The following is a 23232-nucleotide window of genomic DNA, read 5'->3' as shown; positions in this document are numbered from 1 at the left end:
CGGCAAGTAAAATATTAAAAAAAGTTACCGAACAAGGCGAAATCGCCGAACAAGCACAAACGGAGGACGGAAAACGATGAACGAATGGCAGGAAGAAGCGCTGTCCGAAATGATAGCGGCGATTCAAAAATGGTTTGACGAGCAGGAGCAGCGAAATGACGTGGAGGGCGCGGTCAAACGTACTCCGCTGCAAATCGGTATATTTAACGAATTGATTCTGGATTACCAGCCGGGCAGGACCAGTGTCGACGGTTTCGATTTGGGATGGGATACGGAGGGCGGCAAGCCGGCGAAGGCTTCTCCTTTTACGAGGGAGCAGGTGCTGCATGAGGTTCGGCCCTTTCTTGCGGATTTCGTAAAAGAGAAGCTGGACAAGCTGAAGGCGTCGCCGCTGATCGACTATCGGTTTACTTTGCAGGGAACCTTCGCAACGACGGACGGGCCTGTGCAAGTAACGGTGCTGGAGATCGAGTATGATGATAAGAAGCGGCAGCTTCTGGAGCGTATACAGACCTACATCGAGAATAAGCTGGAGAATGGCGCTTACCCTACAAAGCCGCTTGAAACGTTCTTTTTGGCGCGTCATTTGCTGGACCCTTTTTTGTTTCCCCAGCCGGAAGTCGCAAGGACGATTGCCGTATTTCAGCGGATTCAGGGGCTGAACAAGGAAAGGGCGCAGGCGTTGGCGGAGCATCGAAGCCATATCACCCAAGCGCTATCAAGCTGGGCCGAGGATGTATTCCTACCGCGTTATTGCGAAGTGACTCGATCCGCATATAGGACCAACGAGTATACCGCTAGGCCGGGTGCCGCTCTGGAAAACAAGGACGAGCCTAATCAGCCTGTAGACCTGCTGCTGTACGGAGCGGTAATGATTCTTCGTTACGAACCGAGCTACAGCAAGGTCAGGGGCCAGACGTTTCTGGAGCTTGCGGCGCAGCTTGGCAGCGGCAAAGCCGTGCATATGCTCAAGGAGGGCAGCGACAGCTTCTCTCCGGATGAAGTCCATATGCGCCATGAGCTTGTCGAATGCAAAGCTAACGATGTTTTCGCGCTGATTACGGTTGAGATTCGCAAGGAAGAAGCCGGAGCGTACCAACAGGCGATTTCGTTTATTGTCGCTCTGCTCCGAAAAGGCTTTCCGAAAAGCTACAAAATCAAGCTGAAATCCGCAGCGAGAGAAGCGCTGCCCGTCAAAGGGCTGGCCAAATCCGACACACACCGTTTTTTCGCGAATGCGCTGGCTTATTCCGAGCTGCATCCGCTGCTGGAGGAGTACGCCCGCGAGGCGATGGAAACGTTTGAATGGTATGGCGATACGGAAGGGGAAAAAGGTGTAATGCCGGGCAGCTATGCCGTATTTGGGCTGGGACTTGCGTCTGAACGGTATTTCCCGCTGGTCGAAGCGTACATGGCCCTTGTGGATGAGGAGCATCAGCTCGCGCAGGATAAGTTTACGCCCGTTTTTGCCGAAACGTTTGGCCTATCGGAGCATTCGATTCCCGCTCTGGTCGCCTGTCTGCGGTGCTCCCACGATTCGCTTAAGCTGAAAATTCAGCCGGAGCTGGAGAGCGAAGACAAGCTGTTGTTGTTCGTACAGCATGTGGAGGCTTTGCCGGATTACGACGCCGAGCGGGTGTTATATCCGATCTGGGGCCATACGGAGAAGCTGGCGGCACTGGCTCGCAAGGCGAAGGAGCCGCGCAAGGGACTGCTGCTTCGTTTGCTGGAGGCGGCTGGTAAGGCCTGACGGCATTCGGGAATCTGTCCGCACAGAGCATAAGAAGACAGGATTTACGTCGCCCTTATCGGTATCATTTTCATTGGGAGTTGGGCTATATGGCATTGGTTGAATCGTTGCAGAAGGCAATCGATTATATGGAAGAACATTTGCTGGAGCAGCCGACGATTGAGAGGATTTCCAAACAGGCGAGTTTGTCTCCGTATCATTTTCAGCGCACGTTTACGATTCTGACGGATTTAACGGTCGGCGATTATATGCGGCGGCGCCGTCTGACGCTCGCGGCACAAGAGCTAACCAGAACGGATTGCAAAATCATCGACCTTGCCTATAAATACGGCTATGAAACTCCCGAAGCTTTCACCAAAGCTTTCCGCAAACAGCATGGCTGTACGCCAAGCGAAGCTAGACACGGGATCGGAAAGCTGCAATCTTATAACCGCCTGGCGATACAGGTGAGTTTGAAAGGAGCGGAGCCTATGAAGTACCGCATTGTGGAAAGAGAAGATTTTACGGTTGTAGGTTTAAAACGCGAATGTCCTTGCGGCGAGAATGCCGAAGGAGGATCGGGTATCCCCGAATTTTGGGGCGAAGCGAATGCAGACGGAACGGTTAACAAGTTGACCCGGCTGCTGAACGGTAACATACAAGGTGTTCTGGGGATGACGTGCAACTATAACGCAGATAAAGGCACGATCGATTACTGGATTGCCGCCGAACACTCTGGAAAAACGCCGGACGGTTTCTCGAGCTTTACTATCCCTGCATCGAAATGGGTCGTTTTTGAGGTGTTAGGTTATGCTCCGACGGCAATGGTTAACGCCTGGAAACGGATCTATTCGGAATGGATCCCTTCCAACGGCTATGCGCTCGCTGAACTTCCGGCTATAGAGGCTTATATTAGTCCGGATCTCTTTAGTCCGGACTCCTTGAACGAAATTTGGCTTGCAGTGAAGTAGGAGAAAAACTAACGTTATTTTTTGCGAACATAGTGTCTCTCTGGTAATCTCGCAAGCTAACGCAGAAAGCCGGCTTCGCCCTATTATTCGAGGCGGGCCGGCTTTTACGGTTGTACAGGAGCCGTGCGGTGCGGCGTTCGGAAGGCGTCATCTCCCGCCTTTGCGCGATCCGCGAACGGATCGGCTCTGGTCCTGCTTCGTCCGCGGCGCGGCGGGCCGGCTGATCGGCAAGCTGGTTGTGGCCGCTTTTCCTCCCAGAAAAGATCCGAACGAGCCGAACATGTTCAGCAGCGGGCCGAATTGCTGGACCATGCGCATCATTTTTTGAACCTTGCCCATCGTGCTCATAATGCCGTCGAGTCCGCCCCACTGATCCAGAAAGGAGAACATGCCGGCGCGATTGTCCAACCCGGCGGCTGCATTCGGCGCATTGTTTCCGGCACCTGCGCCCGGTGCAAGAAGTCCGCGTATTTCCGTTTGATTCAAGTAAGGCGATGGCGTCCGCCGTTTTCCCGTCCCCGTTCGTCCGGGCAACGATTTGCCGGAAGCGGAGCAGCGCCGGGCGTACGTCCGTTTCGTCCTGCTCATCGTAGATTCCTCCCTTTCCTCCAGCTCTATTCTCTATACGATATGTAGCTGCCTTTCTTATCGCTTGGGTCATTCGCACATCGCTTGGTAAGGTTATTGGTTAATGACGCGAACGATTAACCCGGTGTAACAGGCATCCTATGAAAACTTTTTTCTTTTTTTGCAACAATATATGAAAACGACTCGTTAGAGAGGGTGAAGGCAACACGATCAACAGACAGAGAGGAAGTTGTTACTTATGAAAAAACATCTCCGAACAGGGATCGCAGCGATTTTCGCTTTATCCGTATCCGTAACGGGAGCGGCGGCTTATGCAGCGGCGGATCAGACACCGGTCACGACAAGCGCGCAGGTCATTTCCCAAGCGCTCTCGCAAAATACGGCGATTTCGGTAAACGACAAAGCGCTCGCTACCGGAGGTTATGTGAAGACGGGCGGCAAGGAAGCGATGGTGCCGCTGCGCGATATAGCCGAGGCGCTCGGACTGACGGTGACGTGGAACGAGGAAAACCGTTCGGCCGAGATTTCGGGCCAGGCGCTGTGGACCAGCGTGAAGCTGGGCGAAGACCAGTACAGCGTGAACAAGATGTACATAACGCTTGGCACGGCTCCGGAGCTGACGGACAGCAAGACGTTCGTGCCCGTTTCGTTCGTGGATAAGGTGCTGCATGCGACCGTCAAGACGGAAGGGGCGTCGATCGCGATTACTTCCGGCGAACAGAAGAAAACCGCATTGACCAAAGGCGTCATCACGTCCGTGTACGAAAACGAAGGCCGCCAAACGGTGCGGATTAACGGCATCGGTACGGATGGACTCGTCTTGCACGTCGGCCAGGACACCGTATATGAAAAAGCCGACGGCACGAAGATCAGCTTCGCCGATCTCACTCTCGGCCAGCAAATCGAGGTCGAGCATTCCCTGGCCGCTACGCTGAGCCTCCCGCCGCAAACGGCGGCGTACAAGATCGTCGTACTCGACCAAACGATCGAGAAAAACTCGGCCGGTACAGCCGGACAAATCGAGGAAGTGCGGACCGGCGATGACGGAGCTACGAGCCTGCTTATCAAAGGCGAAGGCTTGACCGAGCAAACGCCGGACGAGCTCGTGCTTCGCTTGACGGACAAAACCGTTATCGTCGACACCGAAGGCCGTACGGTAGAGGCGAAGGAACTCGTGAAAGGCGCGAAGGTGATCGGTTTTTACAACGGCATTTTGACTAGAAGCTTGCCGCCGATCGGCTCCGCCACCACAATCGTCCTGCAGGCGGCTCCGACCGAAACTACTCCGTAACGAAAGCGAATCAAACTCCGTTCAGCCGTTATCCATAGCGGCCGGCGGAGTTTTTTTGCATATGCGGCTAGCTGCTGGCTGGGACGTTTTCAAACGCGAAAGGAGCATGTATAATTTTCTTAATCCTACTGGAAAGAGGGAATACAAGTGAGCGTCAGACCGGAATCGGTTCCCAGGCCGCTCGTAAGAGCCAATCAATGGGTCATAGTCATTGCGGTTGTACTAACGTGGATTACGGGCAAGTATTGGCTGCTCTCCGTCCCTTTGCTGGCCGGAGCGATGGGTGTCATCTTCGACTTCAATCCGATTATGCGATTTGCCAAACTGTTTTTGCGCAAGCCCATGTCGGGCTACATCCCGGAAGACAAGGCCGGGCAGCAGTTCAATCAGGTCATAGCCGTTACGTTCCTGCTGCTGGCGCTGCTCGGGTATTCGTTTGCCCTGCCGGTAATGGGGGTTATGTTCTCCGCGCTGGTCGCTTTGGCTGCTTTTGTGGCGATCTGCGGTTTTTGTATCGGCTGCTTTATCCGATACCGGTATCAGCTGTGGCTGAAAAGTCATTTTAAATCATAGTTCCCGTCGCTTCGCCGTCCCCTTCGTGGTACGATTTCCCTGAAATGGGAGGTGGGGCTGGGTTGGAACGCAATCATAACCGGAGTGTACGAAAGCTCATTCGCCGCAAAGGATTCCGAACGCTCCTCGGGTTGAGCGGCACCTACAAGGGGCTTTATGCAATCGTCCTCGTGCTGCAGCTCGGGGTGACCGCTTCGGCGCTGCTATTCGCGGAGACGAACCGGCGGCTGTTCGACCGGATGCCGGGACCGGGGGGCGAGCTGTACGGGCTGCTTGCCTGCTTCGTCGCTTTTATCGCGATGGGGCTTTTGTTCGGGCTGCTGGAGCGGGTGTTCAATCAGATCGTGAATACGAACGTCGTCTTTCGCATGCGTGAGCTCGTGCTGATCCAGCTTACCCGGCTGTCGCTCAGCCATCATGAGAACAAACACAGCTCGGATTCGAAGCAACTGCTGTTCGGCGATTTGGAGGCGTTTAAGCAGTTCGTCGTCTTCGACGTGCTGAAGCTGTGTACGCTGCCGATTTCGTTCATTTCCGTCGGCATTTATTTGATGACGGTGCATCCCGTCCTCGGTCTGATCGCCATCGTCGTAGGTCCGCTTCAGCTTCTGTCCAGCGTGCTTGTGAACCGGACGCTGAAAGGTCTTATCGCCAGGCAGCGGGAGCACGGCGGCGAAGTGTTTTTCCATATGGGCGAAACGTTGTCCGGCATGCGCGAAATCAAAATGAATCAGATGGAGGGCGCCGTGGCGAGCCGCTTCCGCCGCGTTTGCGACGATGGCATCCGGCTGTGGGTGGCGATCGAGAAGCTGCACGCTTACCGCGAGCTTGTGCGAGCGATCCCGGAGAAGGCCGGGTACATCGTCGGGATTGGCGTCGGGGCCGTCATGATGGCAAACGGGCAAATCGGCGCCGGTGGTCTCGTCGCTTTCATTACGCTGCTGGACAAAGCGTCCGCTCCTTTTGCGAGCATCGTGCAAATCATCAATTCGCTGCAGCGGGTGGCGGCAGGCGCGGAAAAGCTGCTGGACGTAATGGAGATGGAGCCGGAGGACGATGGCGGCGGCATCGGGCTGCCGCCGGGTGCGCCGTCGATTACGTTCGAGCGCGTCGGGTTCGCCTACGAAGAAGGCCGCACGGTGCTGAGCGGCGTATCGTTCCACGTTCCCGCCGGCGCTACAGTCGCTTTGGTAGGCCCGAGCGGCGGCGGGAAAAGCACGGTCGTCAAGCTGCTGTACCGGTTTTACGCCCCGAGCTCGGGAACGATCAAGCTGAACGGCGTACCGCTGCAGCATTATGCGATTCCCTCGCTGCGGGCGAATCTGGCTTCCGTCTCGCAGGACGTCTATTTGTTCGACGGCACGATCGGCGATAATATCAAGATCGGAGCGGAGCATGCGGGGGAAGCGGATGTGAGGCGGGCGGCGGAGCTGTCCCAGTCGCTGGCGTTTATCAAGAAGCAGCCGCAGAGCTTCGATACCCGCGTCGGGGAGCGCGGCATCCGGCTGTCGCAAGGGCAGAAGCAGCGGATCGCGATCGCCCGGGCGATCCTCCGGAAAGCGTCGATCGTCGTGCTGGACGAGCCGACTTCGGCGCTCGACGTCGAAACGGAATCGATGTTCCAGAGCGATCTGCACGAATGGGCCGGCGACTGTACGAAGATCGTCATCGCGCACCGGCTGTCCACGATCCGCGACGCGGACTACGTCGTATTTCTCGAAGACGGGGAAGTGCGGGAAGCGGGCACGCCCCAGGAATTGCTGCGCGAGGGCGGACGGTTCGCGGATTTTTGGCAAAAGCAGGAGATCAAGGAGTTCGTCTCGTAACAGCGGCGGCTCCGGGTATTCGCTTCAAAGCTTCATCGTATAGTTCAGCGTTAGCACGACCAGCACGATGACGATAAAAGCGGCGGCAAGCTTGGGATGTCCGGAAGCGTAAAGGGCGGCCGCCGCCGTTCCGAATACGAGCAGCTGCAGCATGATCCGCACCGGGACGGATACCGGGATCGAAGCTTTGGGGGCGACGAACGTCCCCCAAAGCACGGCGGCAAGCAGCGGTGCGCCGATTCCGAGCGCGATTTTGACGATCCAGCCCTGACCCGTCTGAAAGCCCCAGTAGCCAAGGCAGGCCAGAGCGCCGAGCTCCAGCAGGAAGAAGATGCCAAGTATGAAGCCTTGAACGACGATCATTCACCGTGTCCCCCTTTATCCGGCTTCTCTCCTTCTTCCCCTTCCGATCTTTCCTTTCGGTTTCTCCGTTCCCCTATATCCGCATTCACTGTATGAAGACCCGTGAGAAACGCATCCACCAGCAGCCGAAAACTTACATCCAGATCGAGCGGCAGGCCGAAGCCGCCCTTCTGCTCGAGCGAGGCGAAGCCGTGCAGCACGCTGCGCAGTCCGCGAATCGCATGCAGGGCGGCCTCTTCCGTCATGCGATAGCCTTCCATGATACGAATGAGCAGGTCGACGAGCTTCTGCCCGTTCTGAAAAACCTCCGGCGCGCCGGGATCGGGAGCGCTTAGCGTCAGCTCGTACAGGCCGGGGTGCATGCGGGCGAACGCGAGGTACGCCTCACCGCATGCGCGGATTGCATCGTCGCCGGAGCGGCCGGCCGCAGCGCGAAGGAGCTGTTCGTGCAGCAGATGAAGACCGTGTGCAGCAAGCTTGTTTCGCAGGCCGGGAAGGCCGTCGATATGGTTGTAGAGCGAAGGCGTGCGGATATTCAGCTTCTTCGCGAGGGTGGCGAGCGAAAGCGATTCGGTTCCGAGCGTATCGGCGATTTCCGCAGCCGCTTGCAAAACGGTAATCTGATCCAGTCCGATTCTTGGCGACATCCGGTCACACGCTCCTTTCGCCGGCGGCGGCTTCGAGGCTATGCGCAGCTTCGTTTATCGCGCGCTCGAGTACGGCTAGCGGCTGTACAAGCATGCGGCCGTGCCCGGCGGCCAGCAAGGTCGGCCGAAGCTCCTTTAGCTTCTGCGCGCTTGCCAGCGCAGCCTGCTTGTTCCAGGTCGCCATAGCCGGGAACGGGAACAAAGGCTTCAACTGCCCCGATACGGCGACTCCGCCTCTCGTTTGCAAGGCGTCGCCTACGAAAACCGCCCGGCTGCGCGTGTCTAGAAAAGCCATCGAGCCCGGCGTATGGCCCGGCACGGCGACGGCTTGCAGCGAGCCGATCCGGTCGCCGTCCGCGAGCAGAACGTCCGCCCGCGTCCGTACGTTCTTCGGAACGCCGCCGCGCACCGGCGTTTGCGGCTCGTCCGGATCGAGCGAAACGTCGCCGGCCAGCAGTCTGCTGTCCCGGGCCGAGATGTAGACCGGCACGGCGGGCAGCGCCGTCTTCAGCGCATCAAGCGCGCCGATATGGTCGCTATGAGCGTGCGTCAGGACGATCCGCGCGATAGGCTTGCCCAGGCGCTCCGCCGCGCCGATGATCGCCTTTGCGCTGTAGGGCAGGGCGGCGTCGATCAGCGTAAGGCCGTCCGCCTCTTCCACGAAATAGCAGTTGACCGGAAACAAGCGGGGCATAAACGACAACTGATATAAAGTTTCCATTTTGGTTAATCTCATATATAATACACCTCATTTATTTTTTAAAAACTAATATCATTAGTTTTATAATAACTAATGTCATTAGTTTTTGCAAATCTTTTTTGCACCGAGCAAAAGGAAGTAGCCGGCCCGGCCTCAATCCAGTACAATGAAAGCGCCTAAATGAACCGGCAGAAAGCGGTAAAGGGGTGGCGGCATGGCGAAGCATCCGCTGGAAGAAGTCACGTTTCGGGCAAGCACATCCTTCGGCAAACGGGAGTGCGCTCCGGGCTGGTACTGGGACCATCAAACGCCGTTTCACGATTACGATATTTTTTACATCGTCTCCGGCAAAGGTACGATGCATTTAAGCGACGGCTCGTTCGACCTGCGCAAGAAAAGCTGCCTTGTTATGCGTCCCGGCGATATACCGAAAGCGGTTCAGGACCCTCATGACAGGATGACCGTGCTGTATATGCATTTTCAGGTTTCGGGGGCGAACGGGCTGATCCCCGATTTTTCGCTTCCGCGCTTTACCGTCGTCGGCGACGCGTTTCGGGCTGAGCATCTGCTGTACCAGATGATGGAGCTGCTCGAATTTCCCGCTCCGCTGCGGGATCTGGAGTTCGATTGTCTGATGAAGCAGTTTTTCGTCAACTTGTTCCGGCTGCAGCTCGCACCGCAGCATTCGGACGCCCATTCCGCCAAGCAGATGCAAACGGTCCGCGCCATCATGGCCTACATTCGGGAAGCACAAGGGGTGGACGTCGGCTTGGACGAGCTGGCGGAGGCGGTGAACATGTCGCCGCCCTATATAAGCAGGCTGTTCAAGGCGTGCAGCGGCGTTACGCTGAAGCAATTCATAGCGAATACGAAGGCGGAGCGAGCGCGCGAGATGCTGCTGCAAACCCGCATGAGCATCGGCGAGGTTGCGGAGCGTATGGGCTACAGCGATGTTTACGCGTTCAGCAAAAGCTTCAAGCGGGTATTCCGCCTATCGCCGTCCGACTATATGGCCCAGGCGAGGCTATCCAGACAAGCGCCCGGCTCGCAAAAATAGTTTACGCCCTATACGTTTCAGGACATCATTGTTCGTCACGGCACATTCCTTTTCGCCTCCGGCCTTGTTACGATACAGTCAAACGAGCGAGGGGGAAGATCCATGTTCAAGCCGACCGATGACCCGCAGCACATTGCCGATACGATGTACCGGTTCGACAAGCTGGCCGAACATCGCGTAAGAAGACCGGAGGATGTGACCGAAGAAACGATCAACCGCTACTACGAGCTGGGTTATGTCGTGATCGAAGAGGCGCTGACCGCAGAAGAGGTGGAGAAGGCGCTTCAGGACATCGCGGATACGATTCACGGACGGATCGAAGGGCCGAAAATCCAGTACTTCAAAGGCAAAAAGGAGCTGGATGCCAGCGGGGGCTTCCAAACGCCGGAGGAGCTGGAGCTGGCGGTCCGCAAGCTGCACCGGTTCATTCCTTACTGTCCGAATCTGCACCATATTTGCTACCATCCGCAAATCATGACTGTGCTGGCGCGTTTATTCGGCGAAACGCCGCGATTTTGCGAGGACCAGGCGCTGCTGAAGCCGCCCTCCAAAGAAGCCGGCATCGAAAAGCCGTGGCATCAGGATATGGCGTATGCGAACTTCTCGTTCAGCAAAATGGTTTCCGGCGTCTGGGTCGCCCTGGACGAGGCGGCTTTGGACAACGGGTGTATGCACGTCATTCCGCGTTCCCACCGTAACGGTCCGGTGCCGCACTATGCCGTCCGGGATTGGCAGCTATGCGATGCCGTCGTGGACGTGGACCGGGACGAAGCCGTTCCGCTCAAACCGGGAGGCATTCTCGTCTTCTCCGGTCTGCTTCATCATGGGACGCCGCCGAATCTTTCGAACAAGCGGAGAAGAGCGTTGCAATTCCACTACGCGCCGGAATCGGCGGCCAAGATGACGCCGGATCAGTACAAGGCCGTGTTCACGAACGAAATGACCCGGGCGGAATGCTAGCCAGTCACGATTTTGACCATTTATTGGGGCGACGGCTTGGGCTACAATAGAGAAGTCCGTTGGAAAAACGGACCAATCGGGGAAGGGTAGGGGATACGTTTTGCGGACAGGAACGAGCGCCATGCTGTATGAAGCGGTAGAAGGATGGGGCACACTGCCGGAGGGGATCAACTTCGGCTACACGCACGGGATCGTTGTGGACGGGAACGACAACATCTATGTGCTTCATTCGCTCCAGCCGAACGTCGTCGTGTTCGACCGCGACGGGAAGTATCTTTCGTCGTGGAAGCTGGAAGGAATTATCGGCACTGGGGCCCACGCCTTTTATTTGCATCGCGAAGCGGACGCCGAATATGTGTACTTGTCGGACAGCAACAACGGCAATGTCGTGAAAACGACGCTGCAAGGGGAAGTGGTGCTTCGGCTGACCCGGCCGGATTTGCCGGACGTTTACGGGGAAGGAAAACCGTACAAGCCGACGGACGTCGCCGTCGCTCCGAACGGGGACATTTACGTGGCGGACGGTTACGGACAACACTGGGTTCACCGGTATTCCGCCGAAGGCCAGTGGCTCTCCTCTTTTGGCGGAACGGGCAGCGAACCTGGCAAGCTGAATAGCCCGCACGGCATTTCCGTGAAAACAAGCGGCGCAGAACCGGAGCTGTACGTGGCGGACCGGGGCAACTATCGCATTCAGGTATTTACGCTGGACGGGACGCACAAGCGGTTTGTGGATCACGATATGGATAGGCCGTGCAGCTTTTATTTTCATGAAGACAAGATGTATTTCCCGGATCTGAACAGCAGAGTGACGATATTCGACGAACACGACCGGCTGCTCGCCCATCTCGGCGAGGATCAGCAGGCGTACAAGCAGAAGGGCTGGCCGAATTTGCCCAAAGAGTACTACCGCCCGGGAAAATTAAGCTCGCCGCACGGCGTGTGCGTCGATTCGCAAGGCTCGGTTTACGTCGCGGAGTGGATATCCGACGGTCGTTTGACGAAGCTGAGACGGGTACAAGCGTAAATCGGTAATCTTACTTTGCAAATACGAACGCGAAAAATCCGGCCCTGCGCCTAGGCGAGGGTCGGATTTGTTATTGACGATCGGCTGCGGGGTTACTCGCTCTCCACGAGCTCGTAATCGTACCACATGGCCGATTGATCCGTGCTTAAGTTGACGATGGTGTTGTAGGGGGTAATCGCATACAGCTGCCTATCCGAGCTTGCATACAGCTGTGCTTTCTCCGGGAGCGAACCCGGCAGCTTGGTCAGCTTTCCTTCCGCATCTACCGTATAGATGCCAGCCAGGCCGTTCGGCCGCCAGGTTTTCAGCGAAGCGCCGCTCAATTCGACGTACAGCTGACCGTCGCTCCGACGCGGGTCCGTATTCTCGAGGCCGAGAACCGAAATTTGCAATTCGTCCCATTCTTTGTTCATTAGGCGGAAGTTGCCCTGCGGGTCGAGCAGGCCCAGCGGATACGAATCCGGAAGCCTATGGCGCAGCTCCGAACGTCCGTCGGCGGCAATCCAGTAGCTGCCATCCCCGTTGCGTATAATCCGGTACGGTTCGCGCTTCAAGTCTTCGATGAGCGTGGCTTTGCCGTTTGCGATCCAAAAGGAGAAAACCGTATACGAGGAAACCGCGCCCGGATACAGGATACGGCGCTGAAGCGTGAGCAAAGATTGGCCTTCGTCCAGCTCGAACTCCGCGGTCGTCCATTCCAGCCCCGCCTGCACACTTCCCGGCACGGCATTTTCCGCTTGCTCTAGCAATTTGATCCCTTTGTAATAAATCCCGTCCTCCCGGATGTCCGCTTCAACCGCTGCACGGGCGTACGGAACGTTCGAGCGTCCCCGATCCATTTCAGACCGTACCCGGTCCGCTTCCTCTTTGTTCAGCCAGACCGGCTGCTGCTCCAGCGATTTGTGGATTTTGATCAAGCCGCCGTGCCACGGTTCCGTAATAATAACGGAGCCGGCATACAAATAATCGGCGTCGTCATAAACGATCGGGCCCAGTATCGGCTGCTGTCCTCCAATGACATTGAGCCCGTTCGCCGGGTCGAAGTACATCGTAAGCCTGAGCTGATCGTGCGCGAGCTGCCAGGTAAGCGGCAAATAAGTGATTCCTTCAAATTGGAGCAGCGGGTATGTCTCCTGACTGCTGTCAAACAGGCTCGTTTCGACGACGACCGGATCGGCGGCTTTTGTGACGGCGACCGTTCCGCCGAGCCGTCGACTCGCGGTCAAATCCTGTTTGAAACGCTGTTTTTTCCAGCCGATGAAGTTTCCCCCGCCTTTGCCGTAGCTGTTCCTAATCAGCATCGTTCCGTAATCGTCCCAAAACAGCTGTATGCCGAGCGCGCTCGTATTGTCCCAGGTTAAGGGTAAGTACGTAATGTCGCGGTATTGCAGAAACGGGTATTTCGTATGCGCGTTATCGATCAATTGCCCGTTGATGCGAATCGGCCCGGCGGCAATAGACGCGACGGTTCCGGCATTACCGGCCGCGTTTGCCGAGGGGGCGATGCCGACGATTGGCAGCAGCAGGGCCAGGATTATCAAGACAACCATCCATTTGCGGATCAAACCTGTCACCCTTCCTTTACATAAAATGTAAGTCGAATGGTTAGACGGTCATCAGTGCGGAAAAGTTGCGATAACGGCGGCCAAATATGGAAAAGCAAACCGACGTAAATGAAAACAGCCGCTGCGGAACTCGATCCCAAACGTTAACATCGTTAACAAGGGAGGCGAAGTTCGCCGGGCGGCTGTGTTTGTTCGTCTGACATGTATGTAACGACGCCGACTGTTACCGTACGCGCGGGAAAATACGCCGGATCGGCATGATAATCAGCGTAACGGCCAGCGCCTTGGCCGCATCCCCGGGCAAATACGGGAAGCAGCTCAGCGACAGCGCCTTGCCAAACGAAACGTTGAATTTGTAAGCGAACCACGGAACGCCCGAAACGTACAGCAGCAGCGAGCCGCACACTTCGATAATCACAAATACGGCGGCATAGGAGGCCCAGCCGTTGCCTTTTACTTTGCTGACGAGCCAGCCGATGAGCATGGCGCTGATCGGATACATCCAGATGAAGCCGCCGGTTGTGCCGAGCAGCAGGCCGAGGCCTCCCTGACCGTGCAGCAGGGGCAATCCGAGCGCGACCAGGAACACGACCAGGAACATGCTGAAAAAGCCGTAGTAGGCGCCGAGCAGGGCGCCGGCGATCATGACCGCCATGTTTTGCAGTGTAATCGGAACGGGAGAGAAGCCGAGGCGAATCTGGATATAGCTCATGACGGATAGAAGAGCGCCGAATAAGGCGCTGAACACAATGCCTTTGACCGAAAAAAGCGGCCGTGATGAGGCGGTCATACGTTTATTCCTCCCTTTCGCAGCGCTGCGTGCGCGTACAAGTTCAAACGGTTATCAGGCTTGCCATTATCGAAATTACAGCAAGCCACTTTAATTGTCAACCATTTTTCTGTATAATCAGGTTGACGTATTGGAGAGAGAGGAGTCAGGTTCGGTGAGAGCGGTATGGACTCTGCAAGAAGCGGACATCGGGCTGCAAACCGGAAACGAGACGGAGACGGTGCTGCGGCGGCTGAACCTGCGCATCGGCGAGGGAGAGTGCATCGCGGTGGTCGGACGCAACGGCAGCGGCAAAAGCACGCTGCTCCGCGCCTTGGGCGGGCTTGCGATCGCACCGGTTACGGGCGGGAAGCTTATGAGGGAGCAGGACGAGGAGTTGCTCGTCCGCATGGTGTTTCAAAATCCCGACGCGCAGCTCGTCGGGGAAACCGTATATGAGGATATCGGCTTCGGCCTGGAAAATAGAGCCGTTCCGCCGCCGCAGATGCCGGAGCGGGTGCGGTCGGCGCTCGCCGCAGTCGGACTGGATGTTCCGCCGGATCGGCCGGTAGAAAGCTTGTCCGGCGGGCAGAAGCAATTGCTGTGCATAGCGGCGGCGCTCGCGACTGGGGCGCAGGTGCTGCTGCTGGATGAGCCGACCTCGATGCTCGACCCGGAAGCAAAGCGGGACGTGCTGCGCGTCATGAGGAAGCTGCATCAGGAAGGCGCCACGATCGTTTGGACGACGCAGGCGATGGACGAGATCGGCGCAGCCGGGAGGGTTATCGCCCTGCAAGACGGGAGTGTGGCGTTCGACGGGACGCCGGAGCGATTCCTTTACGGCAGCGAGGGCGACACAGCCGGGTCAGAGGAGGCATGCCCGTGCCTGAAGGTCGGTCTGCGGCTGCCCTATGCCGTACAGGTCGCGCAGCGGCTGCTTCGCTCCGGCATAATGCTTTCCGCGAGGCCGGTAGATAACGGCGGGCTGCTGAAGGCGGTGACGGACAAGTGGCGATAAAAGCGGAACGAGTGAGCGTGCGGGTTGGCGGCGCGTCCCGGCCGCTGCTGAGCGACGTGAGCTGCACGCTGGAAAGCGGGCAAGTGACGCTGCTGATCGGCCGCAACGGAGCGGGGAAGACGACGCTTCTCGATGTGCTGGGCGGACTCGCAACGTTTGAGGGGAGCATCACGGTAGACGGACTGCCGCTTATGACGGAAAAGAGAGGGGTAGCGTCCGGACTTGAGCGTACCGGACAGCTGTTCCAATACCCGGAGGCGCAGCTGTTCGCCCGCAGCGTCAGGGGAGAATTCGATTATTCCCTGCGTTATTTGAAGCTGCCCGGAGCGGAGGCGAAGCGCCGGACGGAGGAGGCGATGCGCGAATTCGGCCTTGCCCCCGAACTGGCGGGGCAGTCTCCGCTGCTGCTGAGCGGCGGCGAGAAACGCCGCGTCGCGCTCGCTTCCACGGTGGCGCCAACGCCCGACTGGCTGCTGCTGGACGAACCGACGGCCGGGCTCGACCCGGAAGCGGCGGAGGAGCTGCTCGCCAGCCTGCTGCGGCGTAAAGCGTCGGGCGTCGGTCTCGTCGTGGCGACGCATGACCTAGACCTGCTGCTGCCGATCGCCGATCGGGTGATTGCGCTACGAGGCGGCCGCATCGCCTTCGATCGGCCTGCCGCGGAGCTAGCCGCCCAGCCGGAGCTGTGGGCGCATGCGCAGCTTGGCAAGCCGCTGTGCGTGGAGCTGACGGAGCTGCTGCGGGAGTCGGGCGAGTCGGCTCCGGCCGCGTTTTGGACGCCAGCGGAGGCGGCAGACGCATGGGCAGCGCAGCTTGGGCGGCGGGAGGCGGAAGGAGCCGCTCCGTCCGCAGACAGCTCGCCACAGCCGCCCGAAGCGGCCGTCACGGCGGTGCCGGAGCCGCTGTTAGCCGGGAACGCTGGCCCTTCGGGGAGCGATGACGCTGCCGGAGCGAACCCGTCGATCCGCTCGCTGGACCCGCGCTCCAAGTGGCTGTTTTATATGATCTTTTCCATCGGGATATTCGTGCAGCGCGATTGGTTCGGTCTCGGTATTGGCTTCGTGCTGACGGCTGCGCTCGTTATCGCATGCCGAGTTCCGATACGCAGCCTGACGCCGTTTGTGCGTCCGCTGCTCGGAATAACGGCGATATCGGCCGTTGTCTCGGGAATCGGCATGGGCGGCAAGCCGGGCGAAGCGGCAGGGCTGACGATCCCGTTCGGGAATGTGGAGTTAACGTTCTCTATAGTGTCTGCACTAGCCACCACGCTGGAATTTATGAAAATTTTGTGCGTTTTGGTCGGCGGCATCCTGCTGTCCGCCACAACGACCCCGCTTGAAATGAAGCGGGGGATCGAGAAGCTGCTTATGCCTCTCGTGCTGATCCGCTTTCCGGCCGAGGCGCTGTCGCTGGCCGCCTCGCTGCTGCTGCGCTTCGTCCCGGTGCTGCGCAAGGAGGCGGGCCGGTTCGGCCGCATCGCCAAATCGCGCGGCAAACGGGTGCGCCGCAGCGGGAAGATGCGCCTGCGCGATCTGCCCGCGATGTTCGTGCCGCTGCTGCTGTCGCTGCTGCAGCTCGCGTCCGACCTTACGCTGGCGCTTGAGGCACGCGGCTACACCCGGACGGGGCTGCGCCGTACGTCGGCCGTTACGCTGCGCTTGACGCGCCGCGACGGCGCAACCTTTGCCGCATCGGCGGCGCTGCTGGCCGTTATGCTCGCGCTTCCGCGGCTGATCTAGACGGGCCGTTACGCCGCCGTTACATCGCCGCTTGCAGCTTGAGACCGGCGTCTGATGCGGACGGACATGAGCGCGGCCGCCATGCAGACGAAGCCTGCTATCATAAACGCGACGTCATAGCTGCCGAGCGACTCGCGCAGCAGGCCGGCTCCGAAGGCGGCCGCAGCCGCTCCAAGCTGATGCGCGGCGACAATCCAGCCGAAGACCATGCCGGCCTGAGCAGCGCCGAATCGGTCGGAGGCGATTTTGACGGTCGGAGGCACGGTGGCGATCCAGTCGAGACCGTAGAAGACGGAAAATAACGTCAGCTCCGTGTACCCCATATCGAGCGCCGCCGGCAGGAAGAGGAGCGACAAGCCGCGCAGGCTGTAATACCAGAACAGCAGCCAGCGGCTGTCGAACCGGTCGGACAGCCAGCCTGACAGCGTCGTCCCGACTAGGTCGAACACGCCCATGAAGGCGAGTATGCCCGCCGCCGTTACTTCGGGAATGCCGAAATCGCCGCAGGCGGCGATCAGATGGGTGCCGATCAAGCCGTTCGTCGTGAAGCCGCATATGAAAAAGCTGCCGGCCAGCAGCCAGAACGTCCCGCTTCTCAAAACCGAACGCAGGGCGAGAAGAGGCTGAACGAACAAGCTGCCGCGAAAAGGAACCGGCCGAACGAGCTCGTCGGAGCCGTACGGCGGGAGTCCCAACTCAGCGGGATGGCCCCGCATCCACTTGACGGACACCACGATCATAACGATCAGAGCGGCCACGGCGGCCCACACCGCATAGCGCCAGCCGGCGTCTGAGGCAAGCTTGGCGAGCAGCGGAAGGAACAGCAGCTGGCCCGTAGCGGCGCTCGCGGTTAAGATGCCGACGACGAGTCCTTTGCGCTTCGCGAACCAGCGGTTCGCCACGGTCACGCCCAGCACATTGGCCATGACCGAGGTGCCAAGGCCGATAACGACGCCCCACAGCAGGGTGAGCTGCCAAAGCGAGGTCATCGCCGCAGACAGTGACAAGCCGGTAGCGAGCAAGGCGAGCGCCGTCACCATCATTTTGCGGACACCAAACTTTTCGAGAGATGCAGCTGCAAAGGGCCCCATCAGGCCGTACAGTACAAGATTGATCGAGACGGCGGCGGATATGCCCGACCGTTCCCAGCCGAATTCCTGTTCCAGCGGAAGCATCAGCACGCCGGGCAGCGAACGGATGCCGGCGGCCACGAGCAGCGACGCGAACGTAACGGCGGCGACAATCCAGCCATAGTGCAGCTTGCCGCTACCCGGAACTTCGTCGGATTTTATGCGTTTCATTGCCTGGTCCCCCTCGAGAAGAAATGTAATAAAAAAAACTACAGTTATAAGCGCGGCGGTGGCGTCATATGATCGAAACCTCCTAAAACACCGCATTGCCCAATCGCTGGGACAAGCCAAATTGCGTTGCGTGCTTATCCTTTAGCCTGTTGCTGTACGATGTCCAGCACATCCGCAATCGTATATCCGCCGAAGTAACGCTCCATCTGCTGCTCGGCTCCCGTAAAGATGGAGTCCATCGAGCTTTCGATATGCGCGCCTATCAAGCATTGCGGATTCGGGTTCGGCCACTTCGGCTTGATCGACCCTTCCGCCGTCAGGCGGTACAATTCGTCCAGCGTCACACCCTCGGGACTTCGAATGAGCTCGAATCCGCCCTTGGCCCCTTCCTTCGAACGAATGTATCCGTGCTTCCGCAGCAGGCTGAGCACCTTGCGAACCCGTACAGGGTGGACGGATACGCTCGTTGCGATATGGTCGCTCGTCGCCAGCCGCTCCTCCACATGGGCGAGAAATGTGAGACTGTGGACGGCTATGATGAAATCGCTGTTCAATCCGCCTCCCCCTTCCCTTTGCGCTTTTCTGAAATATATTTTATTACAGTTATAATGTCAAGATCAATTTTATGTACCTGCAACTGTTCAATTATAGGAAAGAATTGCTTGATCCTTGTGGGGTAAAATGGGGGCACGCCGCTACACGCCTAAGGCGGATGGCGGCCAAGATGCTGCCGGATTACGGTGCAAGGGGGATAAACAATGAAACGGATGCAACACAAATGGATCGTGCTGGGGATGTCGATGGCTGTGCTGCTGGCCGGATGCGGAGGCAAACAAACGGGAGCTGCCGACGAGGGCGAAAAGAAAGCGGCGGAAAACCGCGAGCCCGTGACGCTGAACTTTTTGTACAACGGCTATTCCAAGGAACTGCTCGAAGAACTGAAAGCGAAAGTAGAGAAACAATTGCCGCACATCAAGCTGAACGTTATGCTTGAAGGCAAGGGCAACATGCTCGAAGATGTAATCGGCGCGGGCGTATCCGTGGATGCGATAGCGAGGGCGGCGGGCGGGCTGCCCGGCACCTTGAAGGATCGTCTCGTAACGGACCTGACGCCGTACATGACGAAACAGAAATTCGACATCAACCGGTTTTCGCCAGGTGTGCTGGAAACAGTGCGGTCGTATTCCGACAAAGGCGAGTTTTTGCTCATGCCTTACGAGCTGAACAACTCGACCTTGTATTACAACAAAAGCCTGTTCGACAAATTCGGCGTTCCTTATCCGACCGACGACATGACATGGGACCAGGTATACGACCTGACCAAAAAAATGACGCGCGTCGAAGCCGGCATCAAGTACAAAGGCTTCAAGTTCAGCGCGCTGAACCTCGCCTTCCGGAACCAGATGGGGCTGCCGTTTATCGATCCGGTAACGGGAAAAACGCCGATCAATACGGAGCCGTGGAAAAAATGGGTGGAGTCGATGGTCCGTTTTTACGAAATTCCCGGGAACGAGCCATCGGCCGAAGATACGGCCAACTTCTTCACGAACCAGACGCTGGCTATGATGGCGGGTCCGAGTCCGCTCGACCTTCTGCCCGCCGCCGTGCAGAAGGGGCTCGACTGGGATGTCGTCACTTTGCCGCATTATGAAGGGATGAAGGGCGTTGGCTCTCAGATGAACGCTCCGTTTTATTCGATCATGCCGACGAGCAAGCATAAGGACGAAACGTTCGAGGTGCTCGCTTACATCGTCTCCGACGAGATTCAGGCAGCCAATGCGAGGAAAGGGCATGTGCCCGTGCTGAAGGACGAGAAAGTGCTGAACGATTTCGGCAAAGACCTCGATATTTTAAAAGGCAAAAACGTCAAGGCGTTCTACGCGGAGAAAATCGCCAAGCCGGTGCCGACGGTCATAAACGACGGCGGCATCCGCTCCAAACTGAGCTCGATTATCGATACGTTCGTCACCAGCCAGCAGGACCTGAATTCGATGCTGCGCAAAGCCGAGGAAGACGCGAACAAGCAAATCGAGGAGCAGAACAAAAAATAAAACGCCCCCCATCCCCGCCGAGCCACGATCGCAAACGATAGGCCGGCGGGGATGGGCGTTTTTCCGTCAGGAAATGACCCGCAGCCAGGCGCGGCCATACCTCCATTCGACCTCGACCGGGGATTGGAAAAAGTCGGATAAATAGGATCCGGTCAGCACGTCCTGGGTCGGGCCGGACTTGTACACCTCGCCGGAGCGAATCAGAAGCGCTTTCGTAAACGCAGGCGTTATTTCTTCGATATGGTGCGTCACGTAGAGCAGCGTCGGCGCATCGGGCTGCGAGACGAGCTCCTGAATGCTCGACAGCAACTGCTCGCGCGAGAAGACGTCGAGCCCGTTGCACGGCTCGTCCAGAATGAGCAGCTTCGGCGAAGCCATGAGCGCTCTGGCGATGAGCAGCTTCTGTTTCTCGCCCTGCGAGCACGAATGATAATGGCGGTCGTGCAGATGCCACACGCCGAGTTGCTTCATCAGCACCTCCACGCGTTCCATGTCCGCAGGCTCTGGCTTGTCGTACATGCCGATCGTCGCGTGTTTGCCGCTGAAAACGACATGCTGGGTTTTATCGTTCATATGCAGCTTTTCCTGCAGCGAAGAGCTGACCCAGCCGATCGACTTGCGCAGCTCGCGCAAATCTACGGTACCGTACAAATGCCCGAATACGCTGACTTCGCCTTCCGTCGGCCAGATGTAGCCGGTAATCATATTCAGCAGCGTCGTTTTGCCCGAGCCGTTCAGTCCGAGAATGGCCCAATGCTCGCCGGCGGCGACCTGCCAATCGATATGCTTCAGCAGCATTTTGTTGTCGCGTTTCCAGCTCACTTCGCGGACGTCTATGACGGAGCTCACGTTAGTCCACTTCCCATCTTTGTTTTTTACCCACGATTGTATCATATGGTGCGTGTGAAGGATCAACAATTTACCCGAAAAATGGGAAGCAAAAACCCCCGGGTCGGCATCGCTGCTCGAAAAGTCCGGGGGATTCCGCATCACAAACCGGGCGTATGCACTTATCGCTAGCCCCGGTCAGTTGCTGTTTTTGTATTTGCGCCAATCCATCTTGCTGTTCTCGAGCAGATGGCCAAAATCGTTATCAAGCCGTTTCTGCTCGACTTTACGCGCCTCTTCCTCGCGCTTCCGGGTTTCTTCCTTGCGCTGCGCTTCCGCGGCTTTCAGCTCGTCGCCGGCGGCCTTCAGCTTTTCGACGACAGCGGGGTTCAGCAAATCTTTGAGCGTAGCCGGTTTATCGGCAGCGGCCGGCGCGGCCTGGGAGAGCGGTTTTTTAGGTTTTGCCATAACGTTCACCTCGGATTTCTTTCTTACCATCATTATACCATAAACGGGCGGCGCAATCGGATGGGAGAGCCGTTTTACGGGAATACTGGAAGCGGGCGCCATTTTCTTTTTAACGGTCAAAGTGATAAAATAAAGCCAATAGCTGAAAGCGTTTGCGGCCTGTGGGGGGTCTGCGGCGGCTATCCGCCTCATTCGTCGAACGGAAAGGAATTTACGCATGGGGAAAAATAAGAAGAGATGGCTTCTCGCATCGGCTGCCGCAGCGACGGGAGCCGCCTGTTTCGCCGTCGTCGTCTGGTCGCCGTTTTCCGCGAAGCGGGAAAACGACGGGAAGCCGCCGGGAGAAAAGGAGAAAATCTCCATCGTCATCAGCAGTCTGGGGATATCGTTTCCGCCAGGGATGAACGAAAACAACAACCCGTATTTGGACTATATCGAGAAAAACACGAATCTGGATATCGGCGTATTCCTTCCTCCGATCGAGAGTTATGAAGAAAAGCTGAACATTATGATGACGTCCAGCAAGCTGCCGGATATGCTGCATACGGGCAATGAAGTATGGCTGGCCAGCTACGTCAGGCAGGGCAAGCTAAAGCCGCTGGACGAGGAGATTAACAAGTACGGCAGCGCCTTGAAGCAGAAGATTCCGAAAGAGGCGTGGGATCAAGTCACATATAACGGACACATCTATGCGATCCCGAGCTTGAACGAGGTAAAGGGCATCGAGCTAATGTACGTGCGGAAAGACTGGCTGGACCGGCTCGGCCTGAAGCCGCCGCGGACGCTTGATGAATACTACGAGGTTATACGCGCCTTCGCGACTCGCGATCCCGATGGCAACGGCAAAAACGATACGACCGGGCTGCTCGTTACGGAAAATTTGGGCCGGGCGGCCCCTTTTTTCGGCGCGTTCGGCACGCAGCTGAATCAGTGGCTGGAGCGGGACGGCCGGCTTGTGTATTCGAACGTTTTGCCGGAGACGAAGGAAGCGGTCGCCTTCTTGCACAAGTTATACGAGGAGAAGCTGATCGAGCCCGATTTTCCGCTCAACCGGATTCAGAATTTGTACTATGATAAAATCGTATCGGGGACGGTCGGACTGTTCTCGGCCACCTGGTACGATACGCGCGGGCCGATCGCGCAAAATAAAAGCCGCGATCCGAGGGCGTTGTGGATTCCGCTCGAATATCCGACCGGACCGGGCGGGGCCAAAGGCGTTTATTCGACCAATCCGGTGCGCGGCTACAACGTCGTTCCCGAGAGCAGTCCGAACGCGGCCAGCGTCGTCAAAATGCTCAATTTCATCGCCGGAGAAGGCCACCGCAATTTGAAGCTCGGCTTCGAGAACGAAGTGTGGAGCTTGCAAAACGGGAAGATGGTGACCGACTTCGAAAAGCATAACCTGAGCTTGTACCGGGGCATGTACTCCTCGCTCGCCGACGTTGTCGATCCGGATATGGAGAAACGGCGTCTCGACTCGCTCGGCGAGTCGTTTAATCTGTACGACAACCAGAAGCGGATCGAAGCCAATCTCATACCGAATAAATTCGACGGTTTGCCTACGCCGTCCATGGCGACGTATATGTCCAAGCTGACGGCGTCGATGCAAGAAACGTTCATCAAGATGATCGTCGGGGTGACCCCGCTGGACGAATTCGATGCTTATGTGGAGCGCTGGAAGCGCGACGGCCTCGACGCCATCACCCGCGAAGTGAACGAATGGTACCTTCGTCCGGCAAGTGACCGCCGGTAGGAGGGGGC

General features: G+C 57.7%; 22 protein-coding genes. 12 read left to right on the top strand and 10 right to left on the bottom strand.

Annotation, left to right across the window (positions count from 1 at the left end; all coding sequences use genetic code 11):
• Nucleotides 1-76 precede the first annotated feature (76 nt).
• Together D7M11_RS23245 and D7M11_RS23240 are read left to right on the top strand one after the other, a co-directional pair.
• The gene (locus D7M11_RS23245; RefSeq protein ID WP_120749664.1) at nucleotides 77-1750 is read left to right on the top strand and encodes a DUF6138 family protein; all 1674 of its coding nucleotides are present in this window, start codon (nucleotides 77-79) and stop codon (nucleotides 1748-1750) included.
• Nucleotides 1751-1839: 89 nt separating this feature from the next.
• On the top strand, nucleotides 1840-2700 hold the full coding sequence (locus D7M11_RS23240; protein ID WP_120749663.1) for an AraC family transcriptional regulator: 861 nt from the start codon (nucleotides 1840-1842) through the stop codon (nucleotides 2698-2700).
• Nucleotides 2701-2847: 147 nt separating this feature from the next.
• On the opposite strand, the gene D7M11_RS23235 is transcribed toward D7M11_RS23240, so the two are convergent.
• Nucleotides 2848-3288 carry a hypothetical protein gene (locus tag D7M11_RS23235; protein WP_120749662.1) on the bottom strand — a complete coding sequence of 147 codons (441 nt, stop codon included), beginning with the start codon at nucleotides 3286-3288 and terminating at the stop codon, nucleotides 2848-2850.
• Nucleotides 3289-3526: 238 nt separating this feature from the next.
• Here D7M11_RS23235 and D7M11_RS23230 point away from each other — a divergent pair, with 238 nt between their 5' ends.
• The 3 genes from D7M11_RS23230 (at nucleotide 3527) to D7M11_RS23220 (ending at nucleotide 6978) form a co-directional block, all read left to right on the top strand.
• Nucleotides 3527-4579: a stalk domain-containing protein gene (locus D7M11_RS23230; RefSeq protein ID WP_120749661.1), complete on the top strand. Its 1053-nt coding sequence runs from the start codon at nucleotides 3527-3529 to the stop codon at nucleotides 4577-4579.
• A 147-nt stretch (nucleotides 4580-4726) separates the two neighbouring features.
• The gene (locus D7M11_RS23225; RefSeq protein WP_120749660.1) at nucleotides 4727-5152 is read left to right on the top strand and encodes a DUF4395 domain-containing protein; all 426 of its coding nucleotides are present in this window, start codon (nucleotides 4727-4729) and stop codon (nucleotides 5150-5152) included.
• A gap of 62 nt (nucleotides 5153-5214) precedes the next feature.
• Nucleotides 5215-6978, top strand: coding sequence for an ABC transporter ATP-binding protein (locus D7M11_RS23220; protein ID WP_158606784.1), 1764 nt, complete (start codon nucleotides 5215-5217; stop codon nucleotides 6976-6978).
• Nucleotides 6979-7002: 24 nt separating this feature from the next.
• On the opposite strand, the gene D7M11_RS23215 is transcribed toward D7M11_RS23220, so the two are convergent.
• The 3 genes from D7M11_RS23215 to D7M11_RS23205 are packed head-to-tail and all read right to left on the bottom strand — an operon-like array spanning nucleotide 7003 to nucleotide 8724.
• Entirely contained in the window at nucleotides 7003-7341 is a 339-nt protein-coding gene (locus tag D7M11_RS23215; RefSeq protein ID WP_120749658.1) for a YrdB family protein, read from the bottom strand.
• A complete protein-coding gene (locus D7M11_RS23210; protein ID WP_120749657.1) occupies nucleotides 7338-7988 on the bottom strand; it encodes a TetR/AcrR family transcriptional regulator in 651 nt (216 codons plus the stop codon). Before D7M11_RS23210 ends, D7M11_RS23215 begins: the two co-directional genes overlap by 4 nt.
• 4 nt (nucleotides 7989-7992) lie before the next feature.
• Nucleotides 7993-8724 (bottom strand): MBL fold metallo-hydrolase, encoded by a 732-nt coding sequence (locus tag D7M11_RS23205; protein WP_120749656.1) that lies wholly within the window; start codon nucleotides 8722-8724, stop codon nucleotides 7993-7995.
• A 178-nt stretch (nucleotides 8725-8902) separates the two neighbouring features.
• Between D7M11_RS23205 and D7M11_RS23200 the strand changes: the two genes are divergently transcribed.
• From D7M11_RS23200 to D7M11_RS23190, 3 genes are all read left to right on the top strand, one after another.
• Complete coding sequence (locus D7M11_RS23200) at nucleotides 8903-9745, top strand: helix-turn-helix domain-containing protein (RefSeq protein ID WP_120749655.1); 843 nt, start codon at nucleotides 8903-8905, stop codon at nucleotides 9743-9745.
• A 102-nt stretch (nucleotides 9746-9847) separates the two neighbouring features.
• A complete protein-coding gene (locus D7M11_RS23195) occupies nucleotides 9848-10705 on the top strand; it encodes a phytanoyl-CoA dioxygenase family protein (protein ID WP_120749654.1) in 858 nt (285 codons plus the stop codon).
• Nucleotides 10706-10805: 100 nt separating this feature from the next.
• Nucleotides 10806-11732 carry an NHL repeat-containing protein gene (locus D7M11_RS23190; RefSeq protein ID WP_120749653.1) on the top strand — a complete coding sequence of 309 codons (927 nt, stop codon included), beginning with the start codon at nucleotides 10806-10808 and terminating at the stop codon, nucleotides 11730-11732.
• Nucleotides 11733-11824: 92 nt separating this feature from the next.
• Here the strand turns inward: D7M11_RS23190 and D7M11_RS23185 are convergent, their stop codons facing one another.
• Nucleotides 11825-13297 carry a hypothetical protein gene (locus D7M11_RS23185; protein WP_120749652.1) on the bottom strand — a complete coding sequence of 491 codons (1473 nt, stop codon included), beginning with the start codon at nucleotides 13295-13297 and terminating at the stop codon, nucleotides 11825-11827.
• Nucleotides 13298-13520: 223 nt separating this feature from the next.
• Nucleotides 13521-14087 (bottom strand): biotin transporter BioY, encoded by a 567-nt coding sequence (locus D7M11_RS23180; RefSeq protein ID WP_120749651.1) that lies wholly within the window; start codon nucleotides 14085-14087, stop codon nucleotides 13521-13523.
• A 154-nt stretch (nucleotides 14088-14241) separates the two neighbouring features.
• Here D7M11_RS23180 and D7M11_RS23175 point away from each other — a divergent pair, with 154 nt between their 5' ends.
• Both D7M11_RS23175 and D7M11_RS23170 read left to right on the top strand, forming a co-directional pair.
• Nucleotides 14242-15084 carry an energy-coupling factor ABC transporter ATP-binding protein gene (locus D7M11_RS23175; RefSeq protein ID WP_158606783.1) on the top strand — a complete coding sequence of 281 codons (843 nt, stop codon included), beginning with the start codon at nucleotides 14242-14244 and terminating at the stop codon, nucleotides 15082-15084.
• Nucleotides 15075-16823 carry an ATP-binding cassette domain-containing protein gene (locus D7M11_RS23170; RefSeq protein WP_120749649.1) on the top strand — a complete coding sequence of 583 codons (1749 nt, stop codon included), beginning with the start codon at nucleotides 15075-15077 and terminating at the stop codon, nucleotides 16821-16823. The genes D7M11_RS23175 and D7M11_RS23170 overlap by 10 nt, the downstream gene beginning before the upstream one ends.
• Nucleotides 16824-16831: 8 nt before the next feature.
• Here the strand turns inward: D7M11_RS23170 and D7M11_RS23165 are convergent, their stop codons facing one another.
• On the bottom strand, nucleotides 16832-18124 hold the full coding sequence (locus D7M11_RS23165; protein ID WP_120749648.1) for an MFS transporter: 1293 nt from the start codon (nucleotides 18122-18124) through the stop codon (nucleotides 16832-16834).
• 134 nt (nucleotides 18125-18258) lie between these two features.
• The gene (locus tag D7M11_RS23160; RefSeq protein ID WP_120749647.1) at nucleotides 18259-18678 is read right to left on the bottom strand and encodes an Rrf2 family transcriptional regulator; all 420 of its coding nucleotides are present in this window, start codon (nucleotides 18676-18678) and stop codon (nucleotides 18259-18261) included.
• Nucleotides 18679-18882: 204 nt separating this feature from the next.
• On the opposite strand from D7M11_RS23160, the gene D7M11_RS23155 reads away from it, so the two are divergent.
• Nucleotides 18883-20175 (top strand): ABC transporter substrate-binding protein, encoded by a 1293-nt coding sequence (locus D7M11_RS23155; protein WP_120749646.1) that lies wholly within the window; start codon nucleotides 18883-18885, stop codon nucleotides 20173-20175.
• Nucleotides 20176-20241: 66 nt separating this feature from the next.
• Here the strand turns inward: D7M11_RS23155 and D7M11_RS23150 are convergent, their stop codons facing one another.
• Nucleotides 20242-21024 carry an ABC transporter ATP-binding protein gene (locus D7M11_RS23150; protein WP_120749645.1) on the bottom strand — a complete coding sequence of 261 codons (783 nt, stop codon included), beginning with the start codon at nucleotides 21022-21024 and terminating at the stop codon, nucleotides 20242-20244.
• Between the two features lie 177 nt (nucleotides 21025-21201).
• On the bottom strand, nucleotides 21202-21471 hold the full coding sequence (locus tag D7M11_RS23145) for a YqkE family protein (RefSeq protein ID WP_120749644.1): 270 nt from the start codon (nucleotides 21469-21471) through the stop codon (nucleotides 21202-21204).
• 217 nt (nucleotides 21472-21688) lie between these two features.
• Here D7M11_RS23145 and D7M11_RS23140 point away from each other — a divergent pair, with 217 nt between their 5' ends.
• Nucleotides 21689-23224, top strand: coding sequence for an extracellular solute-binding protein (locus D7M11_RS23140; RefSeq protein WP_120749643.1), 1536 nt, complete (start codon nucleotides 21689-21691; stop codon nucleotides 23222-23224).
• The last annotated feature ends 8 nt before the right edge of the window (nucleotides 23225-23232 follow it).

The organism is Paenibacillus ginsengarvi (assembly GCF_003626695.1).
GTDB lineage: Bacteria > Bacillota > Bacilli > Paenibacillales > NBRC-103111 > Paenibacillus_AB > Paenibacillus_AB ginsengarvi.
Note: the sequence above shows the minus strand (reverse complement) of the source record. Positions and strands in the feature narration are given on the sequence as shown.

Coding starts and splice junctions, on each gene's coding strand:
- D7M11_RS23145 (WP_120749644.1), bottom strand. CDS start 21,471: ATGGCAAAACCTAAAAAACCGCTCTCCCAGGCCGCGCCGGCCGCTGCC.
- D7M11_RS23155 (WP_120749646.1), top strand. CDS start 18,883: ATGAAACGGATGCAACACAAATGGATCGTGCTGGGGATGTCGATGGCT.
- D7M11_RS23210 (WP_120749657.1), bottom strand. CDS start 7,988: ATGTCGCCAAGAATCGGACTGGATCAGATTACCGTTTTGCAAGCGGCT.
- D7M11_RS23140 (WP_120749643.1), top strand. CDS start 21,689: ATGGGGAAAAATAAGAAGAGATGGCTTCTCGCATCGGCTGCCGCAGCG.
- D7M11_RS23230 (WP_120749661.1), top strand. CDS start 3,527: ATGAAAAAACATCTCCGAACAGGGATCGCAGCGATTTTCGCTTTATCC.
- D7M11_RS23195 (WP_120749654.1), top strand. CDS start 9,848: ATGTTCAAGCCGACCGATGACCCGCAGCACATTGCCGATACGATGTAC.
- D7M11_RS23200 (WP_120749655.1), top strand. CDS start 8,903: ATGGCGAAGCATCCGCTGGAAGAAGTCACGTTTCGGGCAAGCACATCC.
- D7M11_RS23205 (WP_120749656.1), bottom strand. CDS start 8,724: ATGAGATTAACCAAAATGGAAACTTTATATCAGTTGTCGTTTATGCCC.
- D7M11_RS23215 (WP_120749658.1), bottom strand. CDS start 7,341: ATGATCGTCGTTCAAGGCTTCATACTTGGCATCTTCTTCCTGCTGGAG.
- D7M11_RS23180 (WP_120749651.1), bottom strand. CDS start 14,087: ATGACCGCCTCATCACGGCCGCTTTTTTCGGTCAAAGGCATTGTGTTC.
- D7M11_RS23235 (WP_120749662.1), bottom strand. CDS start 3,288: ATGAGCAGGACGAAACGGACGTACGCCCGGCGCTGCTCCGCTTCCGGC.
- D7M11_RS23240 (WP_120749663.1), top strand. CDS start 1,840: ATGGCATTGGTTGAATCGTTGCAGAAGGCAATCGATTATATGGAAGAA.
- D7M11_RS23165 (WP_120749648.1), bottom strand. CDS start 18,124: ATGAAACGCATAAAATCCGACGAAGTTCCGGGTAGCGGCAAGCTGCAC.
- D7M11_RS23245 (WP_120749664.1), top strand. CDS start 77: ATGAACGAATGGCAGGAAGAAGCGCTGTCCGAAATGATAGCGGCGATT.